10 protein-coding genes are annotated in these 13,345 nt (G+C 44.9%); 9 read left to right on the top strand and 1 reads right to left on the bottom strand.

Annotated features, from left to right (window positions below; all coding sequences use genetic code 11):
• The first annotated feature begins 79 nt into the window (after window positions 1-79).
• The 4 genes from LX99_RS01805 (at window position 80) to LX99_RS01790 (ending at window position 9,802) form a co-directional block, all read left to right on the top strand.
• Window positions 80-2,275 (top strand): alpha-N-acetylglucosaminidase, encoded by a 2,196-nt coding sequence (locus tag LX99_RS01805; protein WP_109605871.1) that lies wholly within the window; start codon window positions 80-82, stop codon window positions 2,273-2,275.
• Between the two features lie 128 nt (window positions 2,276-2,403).
• Entirely contained in the window at window positions 2,404-5,340 is a 2,937-nt protein-coding gene (locus LX99_RS01800; RefSeq protein WP_109605869.1) for a beta-galactosidase, read from the top strand.
• 6 nt (window positions 5,341-5,346) lie between these two features.
• Window positions 5,347-6,474, top strand: a complete 1,128-nt coding sequence (locus LX99_RS01795; protein ID WP_022829664.1) for an acyltransferase family protein — start codon at window positions 5,347-5,349, stop codon at window positions 6,472-6,474.
• A gap of 97 nt (window positions 6,475-6,571) precedes the next feature.
• On the top strand, window positions 6,572-9,802 hold the full coding sequence (locus tag LX99_RS01790; RefSeq protein ID WP_146203040.1) for a GH92 family glycosyl hydrolase: 3,231 nt from the start codon (window positions 6,572-6,574) through the stop codon (window positions 9,800-9,802).
• 42 nt (window positions 9,803-9,844) lie between these two features.
• On the opposite strand, the gene LX99_RS01785 is transcribed toward LX99_RS01790, so the two are convergent.
• Window positions 9,845-10,066: a hypothetical protein gene (locus LX99_RS01785; RefSeq protein ID WP_109605865.1), complete on the bottom strand. Its 222-nt coding sequence runs from the start codon at window positions 10,064-10,066 to the stop codon at window positions 9,845-9,847.
• Window positions 10,067-10,187: 121 nt separating this feature from the next.
• Between LX99_RS01785 and LX99_RS01780 the strand changes: the two genes are divergently transcribed.
• From LX99_RS01780 to LX99_RS01760, 5 genes are all read left to right on the top strand, one after another.
• Complete coding sequence (locus LX99_RS01780; RefSeq protein ID WP_022829661.1) at window positions 10,188-10,517, top strand: ArsR/SmtB family transcription factor; 330 nt, start codon at window positions 10,188-10,190, stop codon at window positions 10,515-10,517.
• A 1-nt stretch (window position 10,518) separates the two neighbouring features.
• Window positions 10,519-10,986, top strand: a complete 468-nt coding sequence (locus LX99_RS01775) for an SRPBCC domain-containing protein (protein WP_109605863.1) — start codon at window positions 10,519-10,521, stop codon at window positions 10,984-10,986.
• A gap of 6 nt (window positions 10,987-10,992) precedes the next feature.
• Window positions 10,993-11,148 carry a hypothetical protein gene (locus tag LX99_RS01770; protein ID WP_245927822.1) on the top strand — a complete coding sequence of 52 codons (156 nt, stop codon included), beginning with the start codon at window positions 10,993-10,995 and terminating at the stop codon, window positions 11,146-11,148.
• A 10-nt stretch (window positions 11,149-11,158) separates the two neighbouring features.
• Complete coding sequence (locus LX99_RS01765; protein ID WP_109605860.1) at window positions 11,159-11,716, top strand: DUF4256 domain-containing protein; 558 nt, start codon at window positions 11,159-11,161, stop codon at window positions 11,714-11,716.
• Between the two features lie 227 nt (window positions 11,717-11,943).
• A complete protein-coding gene (locus tag LX99_RS01760) occupies window positions 11,944-13,335 on the top strand; it encodes a right-handed parallel beta-helix repeat-containing protein (RefSeq protein WP_109605858.1) in 1,392 nt (463 codons plus the stop codon).
• Window positions 13,336-13,345: the final 10 nt, after the last annotated feature.

Here is a 13,345-nt window from a genome sequence, read left to right as displayed (position 1 = left end):
AAAATGCCGGTAACCATTATACGCTGTTACCGGCATTTTTATTGAATTTTACATCCCTTAGTTTATATCGGTGATATTGATGAAAAAAGGCATACTTACAGCTATTGTTATTGCATTGGGTTTAAGCGCCCGGGCCCAGGTAAACCAACAGGCCAGTCATGATTTTATTGAAAGGGTTATTCCCGGTCGTTCGGTTTCGTTTGTGGTTGAAGCTATTCCGCAGGAAAACGGCAAAGATGTTTTTGAGTTAGGCAGCCGCGATGGGAAGATCGTTTTGAAAGGCAACAACGGCCTTTCCATTGCCTCGGCATTAAATTACTACCTCAAAAATTATTGCAATGCCGATATCGGCTGGAATGGTACCAACCTAAACCTGCCTGCCACATTACCAACGGTACAGGGTTTTATTCATAAAAACACGCCATACCAGTACAGGTACTACCTAAACTATTGCACTTTTAACTACACCATGGCCTGGTGGGATTGGGAACGCTGGCAAAAGGAAATTGACTGGATGGCGCTGAACGGCATCAATATGCCGCTGGCTATTACCGGTGAGGAAGCTGTTTGGCAGGATGTATACAAAAGCATGGGTTTTACCGATAAGGAACTTGACACCTTTTTTAGCGGCCCGGCTTATTTTTCGTGGTTCTGGATGGGGAATATCGATGCCTGGGGCGGTCCGCTGCCGCAGCACTGGAAGGATTCGCATAGGGAACTGCAGAAAAAGATCCTGGAGCGGGAGCGTTCATTTGGTATGAAAACGGTATTGTCGTCATTTACCGGTCACGTGCCGCCATCATTTAAGGATCGGTTCCCGAAAGCCAAAGTTAAGCGTACTAACTGGGATGCCGGTTTCCCGGATGTGTTTATCCTCGACCCGGATGATGAAATGTTTGAAACCATCGGCAAAAAATATATCGAAGCCCAAACTAAAGCGTTTGGTACCGATCATCTTTACTCGGCCGATACTTTTAATGAAAACGTGCCGCCTACCAACGATTCTACCTACCTGGATGGCATGAGCAAAAAGGTATTCAACTCCATGGCAGCTGCCGATCCGAAAGCGGTTTGGGTAATGCAGGGCTGGATGTTTCATTATAACGGCAAATTCTGGGGGCAACCACAGATCAAAGCTTTGTTGAACGCCGTACCCGATGAACACATGATTGTGCTTGACCTGTACAGCGATGCCCATCCGGTATGGAACCGTACCGAAGCTTATTATGGCAAGCCCTGGATCTGGAGTATGCTGCAAAACTTTGGCGGCAATATTAGTCTGTTCGGCAGGATGCGCCACGTGGCCGCCGACCCGGCCATAGCCCTGCATGATCCTGAATCAAAAAATATGCAGGGCATAGGTATTACGCCCGAAGGTATTGAACAAAATCCTGCGCTTTTCGCCCTGATGCTGGAAAACGTTTGGCGCGATACCCCGATAGATGCCGATGCCTGGATCCAGGATTACGCGAAACGGAGGTATGGGCAGGTAAACGCCAAGGCTGGTGAAGCATGGCATATCCTGTTAAACTCGGTTTATTCGGGCGGGCTTACCGAAGGCGGACCGGAATCTATCATTGTGGCGAGGCCTACCATGTTACCTAAAATAGACCGTGTTTTAACTCACCTGGACTATGATCCTAAAAAACTGAATAAAGCCTGGGAATTGCTTGTCTCTGCTACTTATAGCCTGCAACAAAGCGACGGGTTTCAATATGACCTGGTGGATGTAACCCGGCAGGTATTGGCTAACTATGCAAGCCTGCTGCAGCAAAAAATGGCCGCTGCTTACCAAAGCGGCAACAAGTCGGATTTTAAAAAGTACAGCACCGCCTTTTTACAACTGATGGATGATCTGGACGCGCTGCTCGCTACCCGCAAGGATTTTTTGCTGGGTAAATGGATAAACGAGGCCCGCGCCAACGGTATTACCGAAAAAGAAAAGAACTTGTACGAATTTAATGCCCGCGACCTGGTAACCCTTTGGGGCGATAAAGAAAGCGGCCTGCGCGAATACTCGAACAGGCAATGGGCAGGTTTAATAAAGGGTTATTACAAACCACGCTGGGAGTTATACTTTACACAACTCAACAAAGCATTAGCAACCGGGACTCCGTTTGACGACAAAGCCTTTGACAAGCAGGTGAAAGACTGGGAGTGGAGCTGGGTTAACCGCCATGACAATGCTTATACCGATGTTGCCAAAGGTAACCCGGTTGAGCAGGCTAAGGCTTTGTTTGTGAAGTATAAAGACGTTATTGAGCAGGCTTATTAAAACAATAAGCTGTTAGATAATAAATATACAACCACGTCATTGCGGAACGAAGCAATCGCACATAGGCAGGTCCACCCTGTATAGTTCGCGATTGCTTCGTTCCTTATAATGACGGATTTAAGATAGCTATGAAGAAAATCCTTCGCCTGTTTTTAACAGGCTTATTATTATCGATTTCTGCAACCTTATACGGCCAGGGCTCCAACGATCATATCTTCCCTGCATCCGCGGTAGCAAAACCATACATCGATTTTGATAGTAAAGGTTTCCTTGTCAACGGCAAGCGCACATTCATTGTTTCGGCAGGGGTGGAATATGCCCGCATCCCGCGCGAGCTTTGGTACGATAGACTATTAAAGATAAAACGCGCCGGGTTTAACTGCATCGAAATCTATACCATCTGGAATTTTCACGAGCCAACAGAGGGAACATTTGATTTTACCGGAGATCGTGACCTGAACGCTTTCCTGAAAATGGTGAAGGACCTGGGCATGTACTCGATAGTGCGGGTAGGCCCGTATTACTGCGCCGAGTGGGATTTTGGCGGTTACCCCATCTGGCTCAAATTTAAGCCGGGATTGAAAGTAAGGGAACCTAACCCGCAGTTTGAAAAATATGTTGATCGCTTTTTTGATCACCTGTTACCTATCGTGACCAATAACCAGATTAACAAAGGTGGCCCGGTAATATTGGTGCAGCTGGAAAATGAACACCCCAACGGCTGGGGAACGGCGATGCCCGACAGTTATTTTAAACATCTGCAAGCCAAGGCGCTTGAAGTCGGGATCCAGGTGCCTTACTTTTTCAGCGGTCTGCACCACGCCAGCGATCCTGTCGGTGATGGCAAACTGGATGACCCTAAACGTCCTAATCCCTGGTTCTCTACGGAGTTTTGGAGCGTATGGTATTCACAATACGGCGCAAAACCGGGTGATGATGATCTGTACGACCGCCGTACCTGGAAAATCATAGCCCATGGCGGTAACGGTTACAACTACTACATGGTGCACGGCGGATCGAACTTCGGCTATACCAATAATGACGAAGATGCCGCATCTTATGATTATGGTTCAGCCATTGGACAGGCCGGTGATCTGCGGCCGATTTATTACACTTTTAAACGCGCGGCTTTGTTTGCCCGCAGTTTTCAGGACGTTTTGGAAAACAGCGTTGCCGATTCATCTTATAATAAATTAATCACCGATACCACGTTAAAGATAACGGCGCGTAAAAGCCCGGCCGGAGACATCGTATTTATCGATAATCCCGGTAAAAAGGCTATATCTGCCTCAGTTAATATCGGCGATAGCAACAACGCCTTAACTGTTTTGCCCGGTGAGATTTACCCCCTCATCCATCATTTTAAACTTAACGACGAGGTTACACTCGATTGGGCATTAACCAGAGTATTCGCTATCACCAAACAAGGCAATACCACAACTATTATTGTCGATGCGGAAAAGGGGCAGATGATTGATCTGCACTTCGCTGCTAAAAGCCCAGCTTCCACCACCAATCCGGCAGTAAAAATTAACGGCTTATCGGTAAGTATCAGCCAAACAATGCCAGCCATCCTGAAACCGGTAGAATATCTCTTCAAGGTCGGCGATCAAAGCATCCGGGTTCTGGCCATGAACAGGCATTGGACTGATAAAACATATATTAATGAAGTAAATGACCTGAACTATATTTTAACCGGCGCGGATTATATCGGCAATGCAACAATAAATAATAACCAGTTGTTGGTCGAAAAGGAAAGCCCGTTGTTATCAACACAAGATACCGCGGTTTGGCTTTACACCGAAAAGAAATCAACCTTGTTAAAATCAGGTTGGCAGGATCCCTTTAGGCAACCGGCATCAATAGCTTTAAATAACTGGATGGTTAAAAATGCTACCGGTTTTGCCGCTTCAGATTATAAAGCTATTAACTGGCTCAAATCTGTTAGCCCACAGCCGATGGGTGCAGATGGCGATATCAGCCCCGATGCCTGGTACAGGGCGCAGGTCGATATAGCCGAAACCGGCAAATATACCTTGCAGGTAAACGGCGGCGGCAGGGGGCAGGCATTTATTGATGGTAAGCCCGCCGCGAAATGGAAGTTAAACAACGGCGAACTAACTTTAAATCTGAAAAAAGGCAAACACACCTTAGCCATATTCGCGGCGCATGATGGCCGGGATAAACTGGCCGCCTATATTGGCCCGGTTGATAAGGTTGACAGCAAAGGCATCTTCGGTAAGGCACTTATTAAAAAAGGCGGACCGTTTATCAGCGAATTAGGTAACTGGTATTATACACCCGCACAAAAAGGTGATGTTAGCCAGGGCCCACCGGCATTTGATACTGTTAAATTTAAAAAGTATAAAATAGGTACGGATGTGTTCAACACCCGCGAAGGTTACGCATGGTTCCATACCACTATACCGGCACAGGCTGCTGGTACTGATAAACTTGCCTTATTATTTAAAAGTGTTGATGAAAATGCCACCATATTCATCAACGGCAAAAAAGTTTTTCATCACGAAGGCTGGAACCAGCCTTTTGAGGTAGAGATAACCGACGCAGCCGTGTTGAAAGCGCCGATAAACCTCACTTTATTTATTGAAAATTACTCGAACGAAGGCGGTATCGATCAACCTGTAAAAATCAATGCCATTGGTGATGCGCAGACTGTAAGCAATTGGCAAATGAAAGGCGGTCCGGGGAATCCGGCTAAAAAAAATGGCTGGACAAAAATGATGGTTAGTAAAGACTCAACCGGCGGTCCGCATTTTTATCGTTCATCATTCACAGTGACACAGGTAAAAGGTAAAACCCTCATCTGGCGTTTTGATCCTAAAGGTTTAGGCCATGGTACGGTATGGATTAACGGGCATAACATCGGCCGTTATCCCGAAAAAATCCCGGTTTCAAGTTTTTACATTCCGGAGTGCTGGTTAAATAATGGATTAAACCAGTTGGTGGTTTATGATGAAGATGGTAAACAACCCGGCCAATCCGAAATTGTGGCCGAGCAGGTAGCAGGCCGCACAATAACACCAATAAATGCAGACCTTAATTGATAAAACATGGCAATAGCAACCGAACGCTTCACGGCATTGGATATTTTCAGGGGGATGACCATCTGTTTCATGATCATTGTTAATGCCCCCGGATCGGGCGCGACGGTTTGGGCTCCGCTTGATCATGCGGCCTGGTTTGGTTTTACACCTACCGATCTTGTTTTTCCCTCATTTTTATTCGCGGTAGGCAATGCCTTAAGTTTCTCTAAAAAGAAATTTGAAACCGATGCCGCGTTTATCGGTAAAATACTAAAACGTACGGTGATCATTTTTTTGCTCGGTTACTTGATGTATTGGTTCCCGTTTTTTCACCGCACGGCCAATAGCTGGGCCTTTAACCCCCTAAGCCATACCCGTATTATGGGCGTGTTGCAGCGTATTGCATTGTGTTACTTTTTTGGCGCGCTGATAGTGCATTATTGCAGCCGGAAAACGGCGGTAATCATATCGGTTGTATTGCTGCTGGGCTATTGGTTATTCCTGCTGATGTTTGGCGAACCGGGCAAGGAGTTTACCATGCTGGGCAACGCCGGTACAAAACTTGATATCGCCATAATGGGTAACGATCATTTATACCACGATAAAGGCGGTCCGATAGCGTTTGATCCGGAAGGTTTGTTAAGTACGCTCACCGGTATTGTAAATGTAATAGGCGGCTTTTTAGCCGGGGCTTTTATACAACGTAAAGGCAAAACTTACGAAACGGTAGCCAAGCTATTCATTGTTGGTGGTTTGCTCATTGTATTGGCGCTGTTTTTCGGCCAGTTTTTCCCGATTGCCAAAAAACTGTGGACAAGTACGTTTTCGCTGCTTACCATCGGTATCGATCTGGCTATCCTCGGTTTGCTGATCTATATTATCGAGATAGAAAAGGTTAAAAGCGGAACTGATTTTTTCCTGATCCTGGGGCGTAATTCGCTGGCTATTTACCTGTTGTCAGAGTTGTTGCTTACCGTATTGCAAACCGTTTGGGTGGCACCTCAGCTGAGTTTTTATGACTGGATAAACCAGGTGTTTTATCAGCGGGTATTTCCCGGGCCTTTGGGTACGCTGGTGTTTGCCATTTGTTATATGATGCTGTGCTGGTTGGTTGCTTATGTGCTGGATAAGAAGAAGATTTATATAAAGATATAGTTGTATTAGCGATATTTTCCGTTTTGCTCCCGAGTTAGGGAATTAAAAGAGCCACTTTTGATTTCAAAAATAATCGTGTTTTTAAAAAGAAATTGATTTGAACAAGCATCTCCAATTCATTCTATTCACTGTTCTGTTGCTGATATTGGGCAGCAATGCTAACGCCCAGCAAGCTAACCATCTGCAATACGTTAATCCTTTTATCGGCACAGGCAAAAGCAATGTATTCACTAAATGGGGCAGCGAGGGTGGTACATATCCCGGCGCGGTGACACCATCTGGCTTTATACAAATTAGTCCCGAAACCCGCATGGGTAAAGGTTATAATTATGCCGATACCACTATTTGCTATTTCAGTTGCTTCGGGCACATGAGCGGTTTCCCTGAAGGTTCGGCAGGAAGTTTTCATATTATGCCGGTTAACCCGGAAGCGGGTATTTACAACCGGAAATTTTCTCATGCTGATGAACTTGCCTTTCCCGGATATTATAAAGTAACTTTTAATGATGATGGTACTACAGTTGAGGCTACTACAACTACAAGAACAGGCTTATTCCGGTTTACTTTTACAACTGGCGTAACTCCGCAAATCTATATATCAGATGCAGGCGAGATCACGGCGATAAACAACCGTGTAATGCATGCTTCAAACCACCATACCGTTATCAATTTTACCGAAGCTTACACCGATAAAAAGCAGGTTAAAGACGGTTGGCTCCTCACTTTCAAATCAACCCAAAACAATGTTATCGGGCTTAAAATAAGCGCTTCATCGATAGATCATACCAGTGCCCAAAATAACATCGATAAGGAAATCGGCACAGCGGCCTTTGATGAAATCCATAACCGGGCGGAGCGGGAATGGGTGCAAAAACTATCTGTAATAGATGTTAATGATAGCAACCAGCAAAACAAAACCGTTTTTTACACCGCCTTATATCACTCGTTACTATTACCCTGGGTTATTGACGATGCTGATGGCAGGTACAGGGGGGCGGATGGAAAAGTGCATCAAAAAGCAGGAACTAACCAATATGGCGCTTTTTCGCCCTGGGATACTTTTCGTTCGCTGCATCCTTTATTAACCCTGCTTTATCCGGATAAGCAAAACGATGTGATCTTATCCATGCTGGATATTTATAAGCAAACCGGGCACCTGCCTACCGAATCGATGACGGGTAACCACGCTATCCCTATTATTGTTGATAGTTATTTAAAGGGAATTACCGGTTTTGATAAGCAATTGGCTTACACGGCGATGAAAAAAAGTGTTCTGGAGCCGCCTTTTGTGCAATCGGATATGGAAATCTATAATCAAAAAGGCTATATCCCCTTTACCCGTTCCGAATCGGTTACCCGAACGGTTGAGTATGCTTATGACGATTGGGCACTATCGCAGTTTGCAAAGCTGGTAATCCATAATGATAAAGATTACGGGATACTAAAGCAGCGTGGTTTCAACTACCGTAACCTGCTCAATACTGATCAGTTACTGATGCTGCCCCGCAATAACAACGAGTTTAAGTTGAACCCCGGCATGTCGGGCTATAAAGAGGGGGATCAGTGGGTATACTCCTATTTTGTTCCGCACAACACCAAAGATCTGATCAATATCACCGGAGGGAATGCGCAATTTTCGTTGAGGTTACATTCGGTGCTTTCAGGTGTTATCCCCTTTGATAATGAAACAGTATTTCATATACCTTACCTCTTTAACCAGGCAGGCAAGCCGGCATTAACTCAAAAGTGGCTGCGCGAAATCATGCTGCAGCGGTTCGGCAACAGTCCGGGTGGTTTGCCGGGGAATGACGACCTGGGTTCAACTTCAAGCTGGTACCTGTTCAGCGCCATGGGTATTTACCCCGTTTGCCCAGGAAGGCCGTACTATGCTATCGGCGCGCCATTATTTAAATCTGTTACGCTGCACCTGCCCAACGGTAAAGATTTTACCATCGGTGCTAACAATTCGTCGTTAGAAAACAATTACGTCAAAAATGTTCAGGTAAATGGCAAGCCATGGCCGCAGCTAACCCTACCCCACACCATATTATTAGCGGGAGGTTCGATAACTTTTGATATGGCGGATCTGCCTGCACAATGGCCCGCGAATAAAAATACGGTTGTGTTATCTGAAACAAAGCAAAGCCCGCGCTTTAAAATCCTGGGCTACGCTTTGTCAACCAAACAGATCAGGGTGAATGAGCCTTTTACTGTACGTTTTTCAATCAGTAATACCGGTGCAACGGGCGTTAAAATTGTACGCTTGATGGTAAACGGCAAGCCTTATGCTTATAAAAACTGCCTGGTTACTTCGGGCGGCGTAAAAAAAGATTCCATCATCTGTCGCCTTTATCCTTTGGGTAAAACAACCCTCGCTTTAGAGGGGATGCCTGCTGAAAATATCGAGGTAAAACGAGCCCTAAATGCGTCTCTGCATCCTTTCGAGGTATCTGAATTGAGTATTTTACCCATGCTGCATTTAAATGAACAGCAGCGGATCAGTTATACTGTACAAAACGTAGGCGGCGTAAAACAGGTTTTTCAAATCCCGGTAAAAAGGAATGATGAGCTGCTTTTTAACGATAAGCTTGAATTGCGACCGGGCGAAAAAAAGCGGGTACAACATTCAATCAATAGCCAAACAGTTGGTTTTCAAAAAATAGCAGTAGGCGGTGAACAAGTGGTGTTCAAGATTTACCAGGATCATACGGCTTCTTTACTACTTGATCTTTCGCCGGTAAACTATACTGCGGACAAATTCATAAAAGACCGGTCAGGCTATCAGAACAACGGGCATATCATCGACCCTTTAAATTCAACTGGTAAACTAACCTTCGGTGAAAATACTTTTGTGGAGGTGCCCAATGCACCAGCGCTCGATAATATGGGCGAAACGTTAACGATGATGGGCTGGGTTTATCCAACCGGTAACGAAGCGGGCCTGGTTGATATGATCACCAAAGGCGATAGCCATGTTTTACAGGTAAGCGACCACAAAACCCTCACCTTTTTTGCCGGTGGCTGGGGAAGGGGCGACTGCATGGTTAACTTGCCTGCCGACTGGAACAACAAATGGCACCACATTGCAGGAGTATGCACCGGTAAAACGCTGTATTTATATATCGACGGCGTACTTGCAGGTACTACGGTAATTGAAACCACCGCCAATTTATCTAACAATAATAAATGGACTTTAGGAAGGAATGAAGAGTTCCCGTCCGAACGGATTTTTCATGGATATATGGAAAAGGTAAAAGTTTACAAAGAACCTTTAAGTGCCGGCGAGATCAAGGGAATTGTTGATAGCGAAAGTGGCGAACTGAAATAGGCTATGCAATAGATGACAACGGATTAGTGAAGGATACCCAGGCTATACCGATGTTTTTGATAATACCGTAGCAACAACCGAATCGATTAGCTCCTGCGACATTTGCATTACGTTGGCCGACGCGTTTCGCCATTTTTCACCCTGCTTCCGTAAGGTGTAAGGCGTGCTGTACATCGTGATCCTGATCCTGTCCGGGGTTTGGTCCACCAAATAAAAATAAAAAATCCTGGTCTCTAACTGTGCTGCTAATCTTTCGGTACTCATTATGGCGCGAAGATAAAAATATGCAGAGAACTTTTCCACATGCGCTGATCAACCGTAATTATCAAATAAAATTTGCGTAGTTAAATAACTACATGTATGTTCGTAGTTAAATAGCTACACGATGAATTTAAGACGCGACGTATTCCAGGCCATTGCCGACCCAACACGCAGGGCTATACTCACATTGGTTGCCACGCAGGCTATGACGGCAGGCGTAATAGCTTCCAACTTTGATACTGCGAGGCCGACGGTTTCCAAACACCTGCAAATTCTTACCGAGTGCGAATTGCTGAAGCAGGAACAAAGTGGCCGTGAAATTTACTATCACATCAACGCAAAAAAAATGAAGGAAGTAGCGGATTTCATCGAACCGTTTCGCCAGATGTGGGATGAGCGCTTCAATAAACTGGAAGCTATTATGAAACAATACCAATCAAAACAAACCGAATAGCATGGAACGCAAAACAAAGATCATAGCAGAAGACGGCAGGCAGGACCTGCTTATTACCCGTGAATTTGATTTGCCGGTGGAACTGCTTTTTAAAGCCTACACCCAGCCCGAAATTGTGGAGCAATGGATGGGTACTAAAGTGCTGAAACTTGAAAATAAAAACCATGGCAGCTACCGCTTTGAAACCTCCAACCAGGAAGGCAACGTTGTATTCAGTGCCAACGGTGCCATTCACGAGTTTAAGCCCAACCAAAAAATAGTCCGCACCTTCGAAATGGAAAATGCAGGTTTTGGCGCTCAGCTGGAGGTATTGACTTTTGAAAAACTGACCGATAGCACCAGTAAACTGAATATGCAATCCATATATCAATCGGCAGCGCAAAGAGATGAAATGCTGAAATTACCTTTTGCCCAGGGCATTAATTGGGCGCACAACCGATTACAGGAGGTTGCAGGTAAACTAAAATAGCAGATTATGAGCAAAAGGAATAAGGTTATTTACTGGATTGCCACCCTTTGGCTCGCGTTAGGAATGACAGCTACAGGTATAGTGCAGCTGATAGGAACGAAAAAGGAATCGGCGATGATTGCACATCCGGGCTATAAAAGAGTTGTTTCAGTAAACCAATAAATTAAACCTAATGAAAAAGGAACTATCTACAGCCCAGCAGGAAGAACTGCTGGGTATACTTAAAACGCGGTTCGAAAAAAATACAAACCGCCATAAAGATATTGAATGGGCTGATGTACTGGCAAAGCTGCGTGCAAATGCCGGAAAATTATGGTCGCTCAATGAAATGGAGATAACCGGCGGTGAGCCTGATGTTGTAGCTTATGATGAAAGCTCGGCCGAATACATTTTTTATGATTGCGCTGCCGAAAGTCCTAAGGGGCGCAGAAGCTATTGTTATGACCACGAAGCGCTTGAGGCCCGTAAAGAAAATAAGCCGGCTAACAGCGCAATAGCGGCAGCCGGTGATATGGGTATTGAAATACTGACCGAAGAACAATACCGCGATCTGCAAAAGCTCGGGAAATTTGATCTGAAAACATCAAGCTGGGTGAAAACCCCTGCTAATATCCGAAAACTTGGCGGGGCTGTTTTTTGCGACAGGAGATATGACACCGTTTTTATGTATCATAACGGAGCTGAATCATATTATGCCGCGAGAGGGTTCCGTGGTTTGTTAAAAGTTTAGCAGGAACCATAATTTTTGTACCGGGTATAAAGCGATCTCCCTTTAAAACCCAGGTAGTTTTATTTCGGCAAAGTCAAAAAAAGTATTCCCGCGTTTATCACCGCAGTTAATTAAAGTAAATTTTAAGCAACCCTGAATAAAAAAAAACGTACAACCTCCTGCTATCTTAAATCAGAACACCTGAAATATGATTTAAGTAATAACTGGCGAACGTTTTTAACTAACAGATGGTAAATCAAAATTACTTAATTTATATGACTGCCGGTGCGCTGGTACTGTCATTTTTGGGCGCGTGTACCAAAAAAATAAACACGATTGATAAGCCAGCAAAGCCGGTTATGGCAACCATGCAGGACACCTCTACAGCGGGTATGCAAATAGCTGCTGCGGCAACTTTTACCTACACGGTGAAAACCAGCGAATGGATGGTTGATGGTACCAACATCCCCGCGGGGGGCACAATTTACATCCCGGCAGGCAGGCGGGGCTCGTTGCTACTTAAAAACCTGAAGGGAACATCGGCTGCTCCGATCATCGTGATTAACCAGGGCGGAAAGGTTACTTTCTCAACTGATGTTACGGCTTCGTATGGTTTTAAAACTCAAAACTGCCGCTATTTTAAAGTGCTTGGCAACGGTACCCCGGGTATTCAATACGGATTTGAGGTAAACGGCGGAAATATTGGTATGACGATGGACGATCTGAGCTCGGATTTTGAGATAGCCTATGTTGATGTACACAACAGCGGCTTTGCGGGCATTATGGCAAAAACAGACCCATCGTGCGACCCGGCAACCTGGCGCGGCCATTTCACCATGCGCAATGTAAATATCCATCATAATCATGTTCACCAAACAGGTGGCGAGGGTTTATATATTGGTAATTCATTTTATGCAGAGGGTGTTTCAATTTCATGTGGAACAGTATTGCCGCACGATGTGGTGAATGCAAGGGTATGGCGAAACGTAACTGACTCTACCGGCGCGGAAGGTATACAAGTGGGAAGCGCAACATCGGGTTGCGTAGTTTGGGGAAACAGTGTAAACCACCCTGGCGTTTCGCCTTTTTCAGCTTACCAGGATAACGGCATCCAGATAGGTGAGGGTACCGGCGGTCAATGTTATAATAACGTGATCAAAAATGCTCCGGGCAATGGCATCATCGTTTTAGGATTAGGTGATAATATGGTGTATAATAACTACATTATAAACTCAAAATCGTACGGGATTTTTGCCGACTCAAGATACACACCCGGCCCCTATTTCCGGTTTATCAATAATACCATTATAGGTTCGGTGTTGGGAGGGATTAAGTTAAACTCAGAAACTGTTCCGATGAATACCGTAATCAATAATGTAATCATACAACCAACAGGGGTTCCAACCATTATAACCAAGAGCAGCGATGTTAAGCTCACGTCTTTGAATAATTATTTTGGCAAAGATGTGAGCGAATGCCAGTTCATTAATTATAATGCCGATAATTTTCACTTAAAGTCATCTTCGCCGTTAATTGATAAAGGGGCTGACATAACTTTATACGGTATACCTGCCGATTATTACGGCAAAGCCCGGGTAGCATTTGGAAGGGTTGATATAGGTGCAACGGAGTATCAATAAGAAGTAAATA

It is taken from the genome of Mucilaginibacter oryzae (assembly GCF_003148845.1).
GTDB classification, from domain to species: domain Bacteria; phylum Bacteroidota; class Bacteroidia; order Sphingobacteriales; family Sphingobacteriaceae; genus Mucilaginibacter; species Mucilaginibacter oryzae.
The sequence above is the reverse complement of the archived record's forward strand: the minus strand, read 5'-3'. Positions and strand labels throughout refer to the sequence as shown.

What these genes read in the sequence shown, in the direction of transcription:
- LX99_RS01805 (WP_109605871.1), top strand. Translation starts at nt 80, where the DNA reads ATGAAAAAAGGCATACTTACAGCTATTGTTATTGCATTGGGTTTAAGC.
- LX99_RS01800 (WP_109605869.1), top strand. Translation starts at nt 2,404, where the DNA reads ATGAAGAAAATCCTTCGCCTGTTTTTAACAGGCTTATTATTATCGATT.
- LX99_RS01795 (WP_022829664.1), top strand. Translation starts at nt 5,347, where the DNA reads ATGGCAATAGCAACCGAACGCTTCACGGCATTGGATATTTTCAGGGGG.
- LX99_RS01785 (WP_109605865.1), bottom strand. Translation starts at nt 10,066, where the DNA reads ATGAGTACCGAAAGATTAGCAGCACAGTTAGAGACCAGGATTTTTTAT.
- LX99_RS01780 (WP_022829661.1), top strand. Translation starts at nt 10,188, where the DNA reads ATGAATTTAAGACGCGACGTATTCCAGGCCATTGCCGACCCAACACGC.
- LX99_RS01775 (WP_109605863.1), top strand. Translation starts at nt 10,519, where the DNA reads ATGGAACGCAAAACAAAGATCATAGCAGAAGACGGCAGGCAGGACCTG.
- LX99_RS01770 (WP_245927822.1), top strand. Translation starts at nt 10,993, where the DNA reads ATGAGCAAAAGGAATAAGGTTATTTACTGGATTGCCACCCTTTGGCTC.
- LX99_RS01765 (WP_109605860.1), top strand. Translation starts at nt 11,159, where the DNA reads ATGAAAAAGGAACTATCTACAGCCCAGCAGGAAGAACTGCTGGGTATA.
- LX99_RS01760 (WP_109605858.1), top strand. Translation starts at nt 11,944, where the DNA reads ATGGTAAATCAAAATTACTTAATTTATATGACTGCCGGTGCGCTGGTA.